At 41.6% G+C, this 17001-nt stretch carries 14 protein-coding genes; 10 read left to right on the top strand and 4 right to left on the bottom strand.

The window, feature by feature from the left end; translation table 11 throughout:
• The first annotated feature begins 116 nt into the window (after positions 1-116).
• Together speE and speB are read left to right on the top strand one after the other, a co-directional pair.
• Positions 117-944, top strand: a complete 828-nt coding sequence (gene speE, locus J2X07_RS14185) for a polyamine aminopropyltransferase (RefSeq protein ID WP_310259964.1) — start codon at positions 117-119, stop codon at positions 942-944.
• 68 nt (positions 945-1012) lie between these two features.
• A complete protein-coding gene (speB, locus tag J2X07_RS14180) occupies positions 1013-1885 on the top strand; it encodes an agmatinase (RefSeq protein WP_310259961.1) in 873 nt (290 codons plus the stop codon).
• A gap of 173 nt (positions 1886-2058) precedes the next feature.
• Here the strand turns inward: speB and J2X07_RS14175 are convergent, their stop codons facing one another.
• Positions 2059-2685: an AmiS/UreI family transporter gene (locus J2X07_RS14175; RefSeq protein WP_310259958.1), complete on the bottom strand. Its 627-nt coding sequence runs from the start codon at positions 2683-2685 to the stop codon at positions 2059-2061.
• A gap of 242 nt (positions 2686-2927) precedes the next feature.
• Between J2X07_RS14175 and J2X07_RS14170 the strand changes: the two genes are divergently transcribed.
• Entirely contained in the window at positions 2928-4670 is a 1743-nt protein-coding gene (locus J2X07_RS14170) for a PAS domain S-box protein (RefSeq protein WP_310259955.1), read from the top strand.
• Between the two features lie 219 nt (positions 4671-4889).
• Here J2X07_RS14170 and J2X07_RS14165 read toward each other — a convergent pair whose 3' ends face one another.
• A complete protein-coding gene (locus tag J2X07_RS14165) occupies positions 4890-5909 on the bottom strand; it encodes an NADP-dependent oxidoreductase (protein WP_310259952.1) in 1020 nt (339 codons plus the stop codon).
• A 220-nt stretch (positions 5910-6129) separates the two neighbouring features.
• On the opposite strand from J2X07_RS14165, the gene J2X07_RS14160 reads away from it, so the two are divergent.
• From J2X07_RS14160 to J2X07_RS14145, 4 genes are all read left to right on the top strand, one after another.
• Entirely contained in the window at positions 6130-6567 is a 438-nt protein-coding gene (locus J2X07_RS14160) for a DUF1934 domain-containing protein (protein WP_310259950.1), read from the top strand.
• Complete coding sequence (gene argS / locus J2X07_RS14155; protein WP_310259947.1) at positions 6568-8238, top strand: arginine--tRNA ligase; 1671 nt, start codon at positions 6568-6570, stop codon at positions 8236-8238.
• A gap of 670 nt (positions 8239-8908) precedes the next feature.
• Positions 8909-9466: a DinB family protein gene (locus tag J2X07_RS14150; RefSeq protein WP_310259942.1), complete on the top strand. Its 558-nt coding sequence runs from the start codon at positions 8909-8911 to the stop codon at positions 9464-9466.
• A gap of 77 nt (positions 9467-9543) precedes the next feature.
• The gene (locus tag J2X07_RS14145; protein WP_310259940.1) at positions 9544-9714 is read left to right on the top strand and encodes a XapX domain-containing protein; all 171 of its coding nucleotides are present in this window, start codon (positions 9544-9546) and stop codon (positions 9712-9714) included.
• Between the two features lie 289 nt (positions 9715-10003).
• Here the strand turns inward: J2X07_RS14145 and uvsE are convergent, their stop codons facing one another.
• Together uvsE and cls are read right to left on the bottom strand one after the other, a co-directional pair.
• On the bottom strand, positions 10004-10957 hold the full coding sequence (gene uvsE / locus J2X07_RS14140; protein ID WP_310259938.1) for a UV DNA damage repair endonuclease UvsE: 954 nt from the start codon (positions 10955-10957) through the stop codon (positions 10004-10006).
• Between the two features lie 24 nt (positions 10958-10981).
• A complete protein-coding gene (gene cls, locus J2X07_RS14135) occupies positions 10982-12172 on the bottom strand; it encodes a cardiolipin synthase (RefSeq protein ID WP_310259935.1) in 1191 nt (396 codons plus the stop codon).
• Positions 12173-12364: 192 nt separating this feature from the next.
• Between cls and J2X07_RS14130 the strand changes: the two genes are divergently transcribed.
• The 3 genes from J2X07_RS14130 (at position 12365) to J2X07_RS14120 (ending at position 16913) form a co-directional block, all read left to right on the top strand.
• Positions 12365-14497 (top strand): (Fe-S)-binding protein, encoded by a 2133-nt coding sequence (locus J2X07_RS14130; RefSeq protein ID WP_310259933.1) that lies wholly within the window; start codon positions 12365-12367, stop codon positions 14495-14497.
• A gap of 365 nt (positions 14498-14862) precedes the next feature.
• Positions 14863-16047, top strand: coding sequence for an acetyl-CoA C-acetyltransferase (locus J2X07_RS14125; protein WP_310259931.1), 1185 nt, complete (start codon positions 14863-14865; stop codon positions 16045-16047).
• Between the two features lie 14 nt (positions 16048-16061).
• Positions 16062-16913: a 3-hydroxybutyryl-CoA dehydrogenase gene (locus J2X07_RS14120; protein WP_310259929.1), complete on the top strand. Its 852-nt coding sequence runs from the start codon at positions 16062-16064 to the stop codon at positions 16911-16913.
• Positions 16914-17001 lie beyond the last annotated feature (88 nt).

The following is a 17001-nucleotide window of genomic DNA, read 5'->3' as shown; positions in this document are numbered from 1 at the left end:
TCTTTTACAAAAATTAAATTGGAATCTAAGGGTGAGAATGCTATAATCATTTTGTTTGTAAAAAGTTGAAACAACGATGCCTGGCATTTCAAATATAGATTAGGAGTGAGACCAATATGAGTATTTGGTTTACTGAAAAACAAACGAAGAATTTTGGAATTACAATGAAAATCAACAAAACGTATGTATCTGAGCAAACAGAATTTCAAAAGCTGGATATGGTAGAAACAGAAGAATTCGGAAACATGCTGATCCTGGATGGCATGGTTATGACAACGCAAAAAGACGAGTTTGTATACCATGAGATGGTAGCACACGTACCTCTTTTCACACATCCAAACCCGAAAAACGTATTAGTCGTTGGCGGTGGAGACGGCGGAGTTATCCGTGAAGTTCTGAAGCACCCATCGGTTGAAAAAGCAGTACTTGTTGAAATCGACGGAAAAGTAATCGAGTACTCTAAAAAGTACTTGCCTGAAATCGCAGGTGAATTAGAGAACCCGCGCGTTGATGTAAAAGTAGACGACGGCTTCATGCACATCGCAACAAGCCAAAACGAGTATGATGTTATCATGGTTGACTCAACAGAGCCTGTTGGACCGGCAGCTAAGCTTTTTGAAAAAGGATTTTATGAAGGAATCTCTAAGGCGTTAAAAGAAGACGGAATCTTTGTTGCTCAAACGGACAACCCATGGTTCACACCTGAGTTGATTTCTCAAGTTTTCAGTGATGTTAGCGAGATCTTCCCAATCACGCGTCTTTACACAGCGAACATTCCAACATACCCAAGCGGACTTTGGACGTTTACGATCGGATCAAAGAAACACGATCCATTAGAAGTACCTGCTGAGCGTTTCCATGATATCGAAACAAAATATTGGACACCACAGCTTCACACAGCAGCATTTGCACTGCCGAAGTTTGTAAGTGACCTATTGAAATAATTAGTGAGGGGGGCTTTGTTTGAAGCTCCCCGCATTTTAATTTTTTACCTATAAAGGAGTGTTTGAATATGCGTTTTGATGAAGCTTATTCTGGAAATGTATTTATTTTAAGTAAGCCTGATTATAAAAGTGCGGACGCTGTTATTTACGGTATGCCAATGGACTGGACTGTATCATTCCGTCCGGGGAGCCGTTTTGGACCTGCTAGAATTCGTGAAGCTTCTCTTGGCCTGGAAGAGTACAGCCCTTACATGGACAAGCATCTTGAAGAAGTAAACTATTTTGATGCAGGGGATATTCCATTGCCGTTTGGTAACCCGCAGCGTTCTCTAGATATGATCGAAGAGTACGTTTCAACATTATTGAACGACAACAAGTTCCCTCTTGGCATGGGTGGAGAGCATCTTGTAACTTGGCCGGTATTTAAAGCGTTAAAGCAAAAATATGATGATTATGTGGTTATTCATATTGATGCACATGCTGACCTTCGTGAGCAATATGAAGGAGAAGTGCTTTCTCACTCAACACCGATCCGTAAAGTGTGTGACCTGATCGGAGCAGAAAATGTATATTCATTCGGTATCCGTTCTGGTATGCGAGAAGAGTTTGAATTCGCAAAAACAAGCGGCATGCACATGTTCAAGTTTGATGTGGCTGAACCATTGAAAAAAGTGCTTCCAACATTAAAAGGCCATAATGTTTACGTTACGATCGATATTGATGTACTTGATCCTTCTGCAGCACCTGGAACAGGAACGGCTGAAGCAGGCGGTATCACATCGAAAGAGCTTCTTGAAGCGATTCAATCGATCGCACAAGCGGACATTAACATCATTGGAGCGGATTTAGTTGAAGTTGCTCCCATTTACGACTCATCCGAACAAACACCAATCGCAGCGAGCAAGTTCCTTCGTGAAATTTTGCTTGGCTGGGTGAAATAATTTCGGTTGATTGATTAAAATCCCGGACGCAGTTTATCAGCTGTGTCCGGGATTTTTTTGTTGAATGACGAATATATCGATTTTCATCTTATATCACCACTTAATTTGCATATTTGAATTTAAAACTCCTCAAAACACAAAAAAACCGATCTGCATGGAGATCGGTCCTTTTATTATGCGATTTCTTCCTGAAGCACTTCTTCTTTTTGCTGTGTTCTGAAAAACAACACGGCTGTTACGGCAAAATAAAAACAAGATGCCGCACATACATAGATCCAAATCTGCTGAAGTTTTTCAATCTGCCAAAGATCAAGCAGCATGAATAGGGATGGCAGCGTTAAGGTTACCCAAGATTGTACAAAAGCGACTTTTCCAATATATGCTTCATACGGCTTTTTAAGAGCGGATGATAGATAGAATAGGAACCATAAAAATGCCCACATGACCCAGATAAACGTGTTCAAAACATCATTTTCCTGAATGTAATAAACAGCTGCATAAACGAGCGCCATCATGGCCACCCATAATGAATACCAGCCGAGTCCGCTAGAATCGAATCCTTTTAGAATCGTTGCTCCTAAATAAAGATACGTAAATCCAAATAAAAAAACAGCCCCATTGTTAAACATAGACCAGTTTGATTGATCTGAAATCATAATGAGATAAACCGGCGTAACCACTTGAAGGGCTCCGACCAATATATTAAAAAACGCTACACTTTTTTCTTCCGCTTTTCCGAGCAGCATTAAACTGTTTAAAAATAACGCTGCGCCTGAGAATAATAATCCAATAGCACCCATATATAAATCCCTCACTAAATAGGTTAAGTAGTTTTATGCATGATAGAGAGGTCAGACCTCCTACAAACAATAAATATATCGAATGCTTCAAAAGAAAGCAATGGAAAGTTCAGATAAAATAGACCGAAATGTATAAAATGTGTAAAGTGTTTATCGGTTATTGTCGAATTATGTTATCCCATTGCGACTTTTTTGCTATAGTAAAATTATGAGAATAAAAAGAAAAAGGAGGGAAATCGACCTTGGGAGCGGATACAAAAGAAATGCAATTTGTTTATGATTTCATTAATCATTTATCAGATGCTGTCATTCTTGCAGATTCAGATAACAAAATTACAGCTGTGAATGAAAAATTTAAGTTATTGTACGGTTTTGAACATGTTCAAGCAGGACGTTCGGTTACGGACCTTTTAATGCTTCATCATGAAAGAAATGAAGGTACACTGATCACGAATAATGGCGTAATGCCCGTAGAAATAAAAAGGGGAGCCTTACCTGTTTATGAGGAAATGTATCATTATTTTGTATTCCAGCAGCAACCTGCGATTATTCCTTCCACACAAGAGCCCTTGTTAAAAACAATAATGAACCTCGTACCCGACTTTATAGGAATAAAGGACGGGGATGGGCGTTTTGTGTTTGCGAACGACTTTGTAGGCGAACTGTTTGATTTGAAAGGATATTCATTTACAGGTAAGACAGATGCGGACTTAGCGGTGATCCGGCCGTTCTATCGTGAAGTTTTTGAGTATTGTATCGAAACAGATGAACAAGTTTGGCAAACGAAAGAAATCGTTCGCTGTGATGAATATGTTCCGGCAAAAGACGGAGGGCTTCGTTTTTTTGATGTGTATAAAATTCCGGTCTTTAATCCGGACGGTACACGGAAAAACCTACTCGTATTTGGCAGGGAAGTAACTGAAAAAATTGAATCGAGGGTCCTCCTGGAAGAAAGTGAAGCGAGATACAGACTGTTAGCCGAACATTCTATGGATATGATCACAACACATAAGCCTGATGGAACGTACACGTATGTTTCGCCTGCTTGCATAGCTCTTTTAGGCAGAGATCCAGAAGAAATGATAGGAAAAACGGGTTATGGTATTTTGCATCCAGATGATAAAGAAGCTTCTTTAAAAGGTCATGAACAACTAATGTCAGGGCCATCATCTTGTATTGTTCAGTTCAGGCTGAAGCATAAAGAAGGACATTACGTATGGCTCGAAACTTCCTGTAATAGTATTACTGATGAAGAGGGGCAAGTAACTGAGATCATTGGGGTAACCCGGGATATAACGGAGCGGAAAAAATCAGAAGAGATTCTTAGACAATCGGATAAACTTTCGATCGTCGGCCAGCTCGCTGCCTCTGTTGCGCATGAAATCCGTAATCCTTTAACATCACTTAAAGGATTTATCCAGTTCATACAAGAAAACGAGCACCTCGATGCTTCACAATTTTACAAGATCATGGATAAAGAATTAAACCGAATCGATCAAATCATGAGTCAGCTGCTATTGCTTGCAAAACCACAGGCTAAATTGTTTAAAGAAACATCAATAAATGACCTTCTTCTTTTTGTAGAAACGCTTCTTCAGCCAGAGGCCGTGGTACAAAATATTAAAATCGAAACGGATTTAAGTGAAGAACTGCCTTTAATAAAAGTAGAAGAAAATGAACTGAAACAAGTGCTGATCAACCTCGTAAAAAATGCGATGGATGCCATGGAAGATGGAGGCACTATTCATATTAAAGGTGAAGTACAGGATAACAAAATTCAGCTTTCAATAAAAGACGAGGGCTGCGGAATTCCAGCTGAATGTCTCAAAAGAATCGGAGAACCTTTTTACACAACGAAAGAAAAAGGTACTGGGCTTGGTCTAATGGTCAGCACAAAGATTATGAAAGAGCATAGAGGAAACCTTGAGTTTGATAGTGTCGAGGGAGAAGGAACGACGGTAAGGATGATCCTTCCACTAACGTAGGGGTCTGACCCCAAACAATTTATTTCCCTTCCTGTTATTACCGATCTGCCTAAGTGATTTTACTTGGTTTCACAGCATATTCAAGCCTGCTTTCCTTTTTGTGCTTGGTATTAATCAAGATTATTTCCCTTTTTGAAATATAAAGAAAAAAGACTATGCAGGCTGCTCACTTGAGCGCCTGCATAGTCTTTTTTTGTTAATCCTGACTAAAAATCAATCTTAAACATTCTCAGGTTCAGCCACTTTCACTAGCTGCTTGCCTGTATTCTCGCCTTTAAATAGTCCGAGGAATGCATCAATTGTGTTCTCAAAACCTTCAACGATGTTTTCTTTGTATGAAAGCTTGCCTTCCATGAGCCATTTTGCGAGCTCCATCGCGCCTTCTTCAAAATGAGCCGCATAATCACTCACGATAAATCCTTTCATCAAAGCAGAGTTAATTAACAACTGACTTTGGATGCGTGGACCAACGTCCATTTTTTCAAGATTATAAAGAGCAATTTGTCCGCAGACTGGAATACGAGCGCCATGATTAAGGAGGCGAAGGACAGCGTCAGAGATTTCCCCGCCGACATTATCAAAATAAACGTCTACGCCACCAGGACATGCAGCCTTCAAGGCCTCAAAAACATTGTCTGTTTTATAGTTAATCACTTCATCAAAGCCTAATTCATTTTTTAAATAAGCCGTTTTTTCTTCAGAACCTGCGATTCCAACAACACGGGCACCTTTTATTTTAGCGATTTGACCGACAATCGTGCCAACTGCACCTGCAGCACCGCTCACAACTACCGTTTCACCTTCTTGAGGTTTCCCGATATCCAATAATCCGAAATAAGCCGTTAAGCCTGTCATGCCAAGGACGCCAAGATTAGCCGAAAGCGGCGCGATATTTGAATCGAGTTTTCGTACTGAAATATCGTTTACAACATTATATTTTTGCCAAGGAAGGTTGCCTATAACAAAATCCCCTTCAGCTAAGTCACTTGAAAGAGACTGTACGACTTGTCCAACAATACCGCCGGAAATGACTTCGTTTAATTCAAAGGGAGGTACGTATGATTTTGTGTCATTCATGCGCCCTCTCATATAAGGGTCAACAGATAAATAGATTGTTTTTACGAGTACTTGATCACCTTTAAGCTCTGGGACTGCAGCTTCTTCGTATCGGAAATCACTCATCGCTGGTGTTCCTTTTGGTCTGCTCACAAGTAAAATTCGTTCGTTATTCATCTTCATCCTCCTCAAATCTAAATTCATCTTCACGTTGTTATCATACGCTTAATTTGGCCCTAATCCAAAAAAAAGCACTCATCTTATCGTAAAAGCATTCGTTTAAAGGCAATAATTTAAAGAGTTTTTTCAAAAAAGCCTCAGAAGGTTGAAGCATGCGGGTTAAATCTTTTATAATGGATAGGTTATAGACAAGGTTATACACAAAAAAGGAAGTGTTGTTTGCATGGATCAAGATACAGAATTGTCTGTTGCGCTTTCCATAAGCTCAGAAGTCCATTTTAGCGGCGAGAAAGAAAAGCATCACACAAAGACAGACGGGAAACTTTATAAAAAAGGCGACGTCACATACCTGCAGTATAAAGAAGAGATCGAAGGTGCAGGAATGGTTAACAACGTGATTAAAATCACGCACGCTGGTATTCTGATCATCCGCTCAGGCAGTGTATCTATGAAACAGAAATATTTGATTGGCCAGACAACTAAAGGGATGTATGACAGCCCATATGGCCAGCTTTGGATGGAAACGACCACACATCAAATGAATTTCCGCTGGAACCAGCAAAAACAGACAGGGGAACTGAACCTTGCGTATGAACTGGTTCTTCAAGGTGAACATACAGGGAAACATCGGATAAAAATAAATTTTCAGGAGGCAGAATAAATGAATATTCTTGACCAGGTCAAGCAGCTTTTAAAAGACGAAATCGAAAATGCAGCAGTAAAAGCAGAACTTGCTAAAAAAGAAGAGCTTCCAGAAGTTGTTCTTGAAGTACCAAAAGAGAAAGCTCACGGTGATTATGCAACGAACATGGCGATGCAGCTTGCACGTATCGCAAAAAAAGCACCTCGTACGATTGCAGAGGAATTGGTTGCGAACTTTGATAAATCCAAAGCCTCTATTGCAAAAGTTGAGATCGCTGGCCCTGGTTTTATTAACTTTTATATGGACAATGCTTATTTAACAGACCTGGTTCCAACGGTTATTAAGGCGGACAAAGACTATGGCCGTACAGAGCATGGCAACAATAAAAAGATCCAAGTCGAGTTCGTTTCCGCGAACCCAACAGGAACGCTTCATTTAGGTCATGCCCGCGGTGCAGCGGTAGGTGACTCAATCTGCAACATTTTAGATTTTGCAGGCTATGAAGTATCCCGTGAGTTTTATATTAACGATGCAGGAAACCAGATCAACAACATGGCTTTCTCTATTGAAGCACGTTACCTTCAAGCACTTGGCCAAGATAAAGAAATGCCGGAAGACGGCTACCACGGAGCGGATATTATTCAGTTCGGAAAAGACCTGGCTGCAGAGTACGGAGATTCTTTATTAGAAAAAGAAGAGAGCGAACGTATCAGCTTTTTCCGTGAGTACGGTTTGAAACGTGAACTGGAAAAGATCAAGAACGATCTAGCGGAATTCCGTGTTCCTTTTGACGTGTGGTTCTCTGAAACTTCTCTTTACCAAAACGGTAAAATCGATGCTGCTTTAGAAAAATTAAAAGCAAAAGGCGTAGTGTATGAAGAAGAAGGAGCAACATGGTTCCGCACGACTGACTATGGTGATGATAAAAACCGGGTTCTCATCAAAAATGACGGCTCTTTCACTTACTTAACTCCTGACATTGCGTATCATAATGATAAGTTTGACCGCGGATTCGACAAGCTGATCAATATTTGGGGAGCGGATCATCACGGTTATATTCCGCGTATGAAAGCAGCTATTCAAGCACTAGGCTATGAAAAAGAACAGCTGGATGTCATGATCATTCAACTTGTTTCACTATTCCAAAACGGTGAAAAAGTTCGTATGAGTAAACGTACAGGTAAAGCTGTAACGTTGCGTGAACTGATGGAAGAAGTAGGAATCGATGCAACTCGTTATTTCTTTGCGATGCGTTCCAATGATACACATCTTGATTTCGATATGGACTTAGCGGTTTCGAAATCGAACGAAAACCCAGTATTCTACGTACAATACGCGCATGCCCGCGTTTGCAGCATGCTTCGCCAAGGTGAGGAAATGGGTCTTTCTTATACGGGAAATCTTGATCTATCACAGATCGACTCTGAAAAAGAGTTCGAATTGCTGAAGAAAATCGGTGAATTCCCTGCGGTGATTAACGAGGCGGCAGAAAAGCTTCTTACACACCGTGTAACAAACTATGTATTCGAGCTCGCATCTGCACTTCACAGCTTCTACAACGCAGAGCGTGTACTTGATCCAGAAAACAAAACAAAATCAGAAGCGCGTTTCGCGTTGATGAAAGCCACACAAATTACGATTCAAAATGCGTTGAAACTTGTTGGAGTAGAAGCACCTGAGCGTATGTAATATTTGTTGATTGATAAGCTGCGAATCTCGTCGTCAGTGACGAGCAAAGCTTGCACGAAAACTACGAGTTGCACCGAGTAATCGCAGGTGCATTGTTTCTGCGGTACTCAAGTATATAAAATACTATCCGCTCCTCGAAACTTTACTTCCTAGACCTTCTTGCTTCTGAATCAACAAAACAAAGTGATGATAAACCTGTCATTTGGCAGGTTTTTTTCTTTATTTGAGGCTCTTTTCTAAGGCACTTTTTCTAAAAGATTGTTGCTTCATAACTCATTTTTAAAGTCTTCTTTGCTAGTTGATTGGAGTGGAAGGTAGCGAGACTCCTACGGGACAGGCTGGCAGGTGAGACACTTAAGAGTGAAACGTACGAATGTGGCTCATCGCCTGCCCCGTGGAAAGCGAGCAACCTGTAACGGAAATCAACTACTTTCAAAAGCAACAATGAATACGAAAACAGCCTTTCTATAAGATTGTCGCTACAGAGAGGTTTTTTTGAAGTCCTTCATTGTGAAGTTGATTGAAGGGGAGGGTGCGAGACCTGGAAAGAAAATCAACTACTTACAAAAGCAACAAAGTATGCGAAATATGAGAAACACATACAAAACTGAAAAAGGAAAACCCTCCACTATCTTGAATTCAGTAGTAGAGAGTAAAGGAGGGGTTTTTTATGCAGCTATCTGACAAAAACCGATATATCATCGATGAGATCGAAGGTTATTCGAAAGACTTTTCCATTTTAATCAGTATGATGAACTATGCGAGAGAAATGACAATAAGACACGTTCAGGATTTATCCACTGAAGCTCTGGACTACAGAATCAATGGAATAGGCAACTCCATCGGGATGCTGTTAGCTCATTTCAATGCGGTCGAGAAGATCTATCAATTTTTAAGTATTGAAGGCGCACATCTCTCTGAAGAAGAGATCGACCGATATGCAGACACACTTGAACCTGCAATAAGTTTGGGGGAAGCTGCCACAGTCATCTCAGGAAACACAGCTGATTTTTACATAGAAGATTTGAAAAAGACGCGCGAAAAAACGTTAAGCCTTTTTCAGGAGCTTCCAGATTCGTGGCTATATGAGACAACACCTTGGTGGGAGGAGCTGCCCAGCAATAATTACTTTAAGTGGTTTCATGTATTTGAAGATGAAATCGCACATTGCGGACAGATCCGTTTACTTAAGAAATACTACAAGCTATCACAGGAAACAAAGAGGTAATAGGGATAAACTTATCCGCCCGTGCCATATTAATAATGTAAGATTGCTAATTTAATGAGTTATGGGGGCTATTTCTTTTGAAAATTATTCTTTTATCTTTAATTACAGGTGCAGTCGTCGGTTTTGTATTCGCCTTGTTTAAACTGCCGATTCCAGCTCCTCCAGCTCTTCCGGGTATTATGGGAATTATCGGTATTTATTTAGGCTATCAGTTTTACCTTTGGATCGCGGCAAATATTTTAAAATAAAGCTGTTTTCGTAACCAAAGAGAGGATTGGTTGATCCCCACTTTAGAGCTAAGGGAGTATATTAACATGCTCTTTTCTAAAAGATTGTTGCTTTTGGCTCGTATAGCTCTTTCTCATCATTGAAAAGTTGATTGGAGTGTAAGGTGCGAGACTCCTGCGGGACAGGCGGGCAGGTGAGACACTTAAAAGTAAAACGTACGAATGTGGCTCACCGCCTGCCCCGCGGAAAGCGAGCATCCTGTAACGGAAATCACCACTTACTAGAGCAACTAAGTATGCAAAAACAGCCTCACATCAAAATCGTACCGCCATTTAATCTCTTAAAACCGCGTACGCCTGAAAGCTCTTCGATGAGTTTCAGTGCTGCGCGGTCTTTTTGTTTCGCTTCGATCATAACGTCCAGCTCGTCTGTGAAATCAGAAATCATTTTAAAAAACGGCAGAACATAATCAGGGCTCACATAATCGTGATGACTTCTGTACGCTTTTTCGTCTTTAGGTGAGGAAAGGTGTACTTTTGGCGGTCTGCCCGTATTTTTCCATGTTTCAACAAATCGCGGCAATAATTCTTCTAATGGCGTCTCTCCAGGGTTTGCTTTGTAATGATGATAATCAAACATGAGCGGAATATTTTCTTTTTCGCATACTGCCAAAGTTTCTTCCGTTGTAAATGTCTTATCATCGTTCTCGAGTGTAATGCGTTTTTTAACATCAGCCGGCAGCAATGTAATATTTTCATAAAATCGCTTCAACGCAGATTCTTTATCTCCGTAAGCACCGCCAACATGAATGTTGATATAGCTTCGGTCTTCAATCCCCATTCCTTTTAGAAGGTCATAATGATATTGCATGTCTTTTACGGCGTTTAACGTTACTTCTTTGCGCGGACTCGTAAATAGTGTGAACTGATTAGGATGCATGCTCGTTCGTAAGTTGTATTTTTTTACGAGGTGTTCAATTTCTTTCCGTTCATCAACGGTATCCTTCAAAAAATCCCAACCCGCTTCCGGATGTGTGGCTAATGGGACAATGGATGATGACATACGATAAAGGGGAAGTTCGTGTGCGACACAATAATGAAGAACCCGCAACGTGCGCTGCAGGTTGTTTTTTGTGATGGAAAGGAGCTGTGCTTCTCTTTCCTCTTTTTCACGCTTTTGATACGTCGCAAAGGTCATCGTTTTGGCTGGTGAAGCTTCATATAAATTCAACGCGGTCGAAACAAATCCAAATGATACAATCATGTATGTCCCCCTCTAATCTCTGTGCTACAACATGGGTGAAAGGATAAAAGCGATTCCTTCTTTCAGCCGCACCCAAAGTGTCTGAGTCTTTTCCAACCGCTGAATTGTTAATTTTTCTGAGCGGGCAAGGTCTGATTCAATTCCCTTTTTTACTTCTTGGATATCGTTTTTATCAGTTATGATGCAGTTGATTTCATCGTTAAAAAAGAAGCTGCGGAAGTCGAAGTTTGCTGTCCCGATATCGCACCACGCTTCATCAAAAATGAGAACTTTCGAATGATAAAATCCTTCGTGAAATTGATAAATAACAGCACCCGCTTGAAGCAGCGGTTCTAAATAACGATAAGAAGCTTCCTGTACAAAAGGGTGATCGGGATGCATCGGAACGAGAAGTGTTACAGATACGCCTCTTTGGAGTGCGCGAAGCAAAGCACCATTCATCTTTTTACCCGGAATGAAGTATGGTGAACCAATAAATATACTTTTTCGTGAGCGCTGTATTTTTTCATAAAAAAACCGATAAGCTGTTTTTCCGTTCGAACCAACAAGCATAAAATCTTTATTATGAGAGGTTGCTGTTTCTTTATTTGTCCAGCACGTCGGTTGTATTTCTTCTCCTGATGCAAGGTTCCAATCGGCTATAAAAGCATTTTCTAAACCGGACACAATCGGACCTTCCAGTCGAAGGTGATAATCCCGCCAGTCTCCGAACTTCGTGTTTTTACCGAGATATTCATTGCCGACATTATAGCCGCCGATAAAACCTAAAACACCGTCAACCACAGTTATTTTACGATGGTTTCGGTGATTAATCCGGTATAAGAAGAAGGGGAATCCGGGCTTATTGCTGTATTGAAAGTGAACGCCGGCTTGTGTGAGGTCAGCGATTGTTTGTTTATTTATCGTTCTGCTCCCTAAATAGTCAACGAGTAAACGGACTTCGACACCTTCTTGGGCTTTTTTTCGTAAAAGCTGGCAAAGTTCAGTACCTAACTCGTCATCCCGGAAAATATAAAATTGCATATGTATATAATGCTCGGCGTTTTTTACGTCTTCAAACAGGGCATCGAACAAATGATACCCGGTCGATAGAAATTGCATATCACCTTTTGCCCGGAATGGAGGCTTCTCCAAGCTGATCATTCTTTTATGTCCATAATAAAAATCAATCCCCACTAAAATGACTAAGAGTGCCAGCATCAGCACGATCCACATAGTAAGCCCCTCCTCATTACATCACTTTGTTTTAGTATACCCGCAGCCTTGAAAAAAATTTTTAAGATGATGTCGACTGAATGCTCATTCATTTATTTTTTGTGATATAATGATGTCAGAAAATTAATTTCTTTTTGAATAATGGGAAGAGAAAGAATAAGGTTTGCAGCGATGGGAAGGGAGAGATAAGGGATGAACGGCTTAATGATAGCGAACTGGCTTGCATTTCTTTTTGTAACCGCTTACGCACTTTTTTTATTCGCATATGTGGTTAAAACAAGATACGAATATATCAAGCTGGGGAAAAAAGTAGAGTTTGATAACACGGTACAAGAAAGAATTAAAGCTGTGTTAGTGAACGTATTTGGACAAAAGAAGCTTTTAAAAGACAAAAAAAGCGGAATCATTCACGTCATGTTTTTTTACGGATTTATTCTTGTCCAATTTGGAGCGATTGATTTTATCTGGAAAGGGCTCAATCCAGGATCTCATTTGCCTCTAGGACCGCTTTACCCTGGGTTCACGTTTTTTCAGGAAATCATCACGTTAATGATTTTGGTCGCAGTGGTTTGGGCTTTCTATAGAAGATATGTCGAAAAGCTCGTCCGTCTGAAGCGCGGTTTTAAAGCGGGGATGGTTTTATTATTCATTGGCGGTCTCATGCTTTCCGTCTTGTTAGGAAATGCGTCTGAGATCATCTGGCACGACATGCCGTATGAATGGACAGCACCTATCGCATCAGGACTTGCATTTGTCCTTGGATTTATAGGGAAAACCGGATCGATCGTCCTGTTCTACATCTCTTGGTGGATTCACTTATTGTTCTTGCTAACATTCCTTGTGTATGTGCCTCAATCGAAGCATGCACATTTAATCGCCGGGCCGCTGAATGTATGGCTTGGCCGAAAAGATAAGGTCGGAAAACTTTCATCGATTAATTTTGAAGATGAAACACAAGAAGTCTTTGGAGTTAACAAAATAGAGGACTTTAACCAAAAGCAGCTCGTTGATCTGTATGCTTGCGTAGAATGCGGACGCTGTACAAATGTATGTCCCGCAACTGGAACAGGGAAAATGCTGTCTCCGATGGACATGATCGTAAAATTGCGCGATCACTTAACAGAGAAGGGTGCGGCTGTTACTTCCCGTACACCTTGGATGCCTGCCTTTGCTTTTTCAAACACAAAAGGCAACCAGATTGCTTTTGCAGCCAGAGGACAGGGAGCACAGGAAACAGCGGCTGGCGTTGATGGTTCATCTGCCCTTTCATATGATGTGGCAATGATCGGCGAAGTGATGACAGAAGAAGAAATTTGGGCGTGTACAACTTGCCGTAACTGTGAAGATCAATGTCCAGTTATGAACGAACACGTTGATAAAATCATCGATATGCGCCGTTACCTTGTGCTGACAGAAGGAAAGATGGATCCTGAGGCACAGCGTGCAATCAAAAATATCGAGAAGCAAGGAAACCCTTGGGGAATCTCGAAAAAAGAGCGTGAAAACTGGCGTGAACTTAAAGAAGATATCGTCATCCCGACTGTTAAAGAGAAGGAAAAAGCGGGAGAAGAATTCGAGTATCTGTTCTGGGTAAGCTCCATGGGTGCTTACGATAACCGTTCGCAAAAGATTGCTCTTTCATTAGCAAAGATTATGAACGAAGCAGGAATTACGTTCGCAATCTTAGGGAACAAAGAGAAAAACTCCGGTGATACAGCTCGTCGTCTTGGAAACGAGTTCATGTTCCAGGAGATGGCGAATGCCAATATCGAATTGTTTAAAAAGCATGAAGTGAAGAAAATTATTACGATTGATCCGCATGCTTACAATACATTTAAAAATGAATATCCTGAATTTGGTCTGGAAGCTGAAGTGTATCATCATACAGAACTTCTTGCCGAGTGGATCAAAGAAGGGAAGATTCAGCCGAAGCATGAAGTAAATGAAACGATCACGTACCATGATTCATGCTACTTAGGCCGATACAACGAGGTTTATGAACCGCCGCGCGATATTCTAAAAGCGATTCCGGGCGTAAAAGTTGTGGAAATGGACCGTAACCGTCAAAACGGTATGTGCTGTGGAGCTGGTGGCGGAATGATGTGGATGGAAGAAAAAGCAGGTTCGCGCGTGAACGTAGCTCGAACAGAGCAGGCGCTTGCTGTTAATCCAACCATGATTGGAAGCGGATGTCCTTATTGCTTAACGATGCTGAGCGATGGAACAAAAGCGAAAGAAGTAGAAGATCAAGTTCAAACATTAGACGTAGTAGAAATTTTAGAAAAATCATTATTTGGAACACAAAAGCAAGAAGTGGTTCAGTAAATGAATAAAGTCACCGTTTTAAAATGACGGTGACTTCCCTATTGAACAGGAGTCGACTGAGCGTTCGCTCGGTTTGTCTTATACACAAATTGAAAGCGGTTACTTTATTTCGAAAACAGACTGCTAAAGTATCGTTTTCTTAAAGCCTCTTCATTGACAAGTTGATTGGAGAGTAAGGTGCGAGACTCCAGCGGGATAAGCGGGACAGCTGAGACCACTAAAAGTCGCGCAGCGGCGAGGGGGCTCAGCGCACGCCCCGCGGAAAGCGAGCATCCTGAAACGGAAATCAACCACCTCTAAGAGCAATCCCTTTCAAAAATATCAATAAAATTTTTAGGTGTTTTTAATAAAAGGAGGTTTTTTATATGGCAAAATCAGTAATCGTCAGCGGTGCACGTACACCAGTTGGAAAGTTCGGCGGTGGATTAAGTACATTAACAGCCTCAGATCTTGGCGGAATCGCGATTAAAGAAGCCCTTCAACGCGCAAATGTTGCACCAGAAGCGGTGGATGAAGTGATTTTAGGCTGTGTGCTTCAAGGCGGCCAAGGTCAGATCCCTTCTCGACAAGCCGCACAAAAAGCAGGATTGCCGTGGGAGACAAAAACGGAAACAATCAACAAAGTCTGTGCTTCAGGACTTCGTTCGATCACACTGGCTGACCAGATCATCCGTGCAGGTGATGAAGAAGTAATCGTTGCGGGCGGAATGGAATCAATGAGCAATGCGCCATACATTATGCCGAAAGCACGCTGGGGTCTTCGAATGGGTGACAGCTCAGTAAAAGACTTGATGGTACATGACGGATTAACGTGTACCTTTACGGGTGTTCATATGGGAATCTACGGTAACGATGTAGCAAAAGAGATGGAGATTTCCCGTGAGCGTCAAGATGAGTGGGCATATCGCAGCCATGATTTAGCGAATAAAGCGATCGAAAACGGTGTTTTTGCAGAAGAAATCGTTCCGGTAGAAGTGCCGCAGCGCAAAGGTGATCCGATTGTTATATCTAAAGATGAATCACCGCGAAAAGACACATCAGTAGAATCTTTAGCAAAATTACGTCCGGTATTTTCGCAGGATGGCACGATTACAGCAGGTAATGCCCCCGGCGTAAATGATGGAGCGGCAGCGGTTGTCGTAATGAGTGAGGAACGAGCAGCGAAAGAAGGAAAGGACGTGATGGCGACGATTTTAGGTCATACGGCCATTGCAGTAGAAGCGAAGGATTTTCCGAAAACGCCAGGCCTTGTAATCACAGAGCTTTTGAAGAAAACAGGAAAAACACTTGAAGAAATCGATCTTTTTGAAATCAATGAGGCATTTGCTGCAGTTGCTTTAACAAGTGCAGAACTTGCCGGACTTGACCTCGAAAAAGTAAACGTAAACGGCGGTGCAGTTGCGCTCGGTCATCCGATCGGTGCAAGCGGCACACGTATCGTACTTACATTAATACATGAATTGAAAAGACGCGGCGGTGGACTTGGAATCGCATCGATCTGTTCAGGCGGCGGTCAAGGTGACGCGATCTTGGTTGAAGTAAAAGCATAAGGGAGGCAAACACAATGAGCATTCAAAACATTATGGTGATCGGCGCAGGACAAATGGGTTCAGGGATCGCCCAAGTATGTGCGATGGCAGGCTATGACGTTATTTTGCATGATATTAAGGATGAATTTGTAGAAAAAGGGATCGGAACCATCCAAAAAAACTTAAACCGTCAAGTTGAAAAAGGACGGATGGAGGAAGTGGAGAAAGAAGATATCCTTTCTCGCCTGACTTCTTCTATTTCGTTAGAAAATGCTTCAAAGGCAGACCTTGTTATCGAAGCAATCGTTGAAAACATGGATGTGAAGACACAGCTGTTTAAGATGCTGGATCAATTTGCACCAGACCATGCGATTCTGGCTTCCAATACTTCATCACTTCCGATTACAGAAATCGCAGCAGCGACAGCTCGTCCAGAAAAAGTAATCGGCATGCATTTTATGAACCCGGTTCCGGTTATGAAACTTGTAGAAATCATCCGCGGTCTGCAAACAGCAGATGATGTGTACGAAACGATCGAGGCGGTTTCGAAAAAGTTGAAAAAAGTACCTGTAGAAGTAAACGACTTCCCAGGGTTTATCTCAAACCGAATCTTAATGCCGATGATCAACGAAGCGATTTTCGCTGTGTATGAAGGGGTGGCAACTCCAGAAGCGGTCGATGAAATTATGAAACTAGGAATGAACCACCCGATGGGGCCGCTGACACTCGCAGACTTTATCGGACTCGACACATGTCTGTACATTATGGAAACACTGCAAGAAGGCTTCGGTGACGATAAGTACCGTCCATGTCCGCTTCTTCGTAAATACGTTAAAGCTGGGTGGCTGGGTAAGAAGTCCGGCAAAGGTTTCTACACTTATGCTTAAAAACTAGTATACACATCGAATTTCGTCGTTGTCTTCGTTCCTCCGGTGCTCATGTAGGTAATCTACAATCCGCTCCTCGGAACTTTGC

This window comes from Fictibacillus barbaricus (genome assembly GCF_031457135.1).
In the GTDB taxonomy this organism is placed as follows: Bacteria; Bacillota; Bacilli; order Bacillales; family Fictibacillaceae; genus Fictibacillus; species Fictibacillus barbaricus_A.
This window is presented reverse-complemented; position numbering and strand designations above follow the sequence as displayed.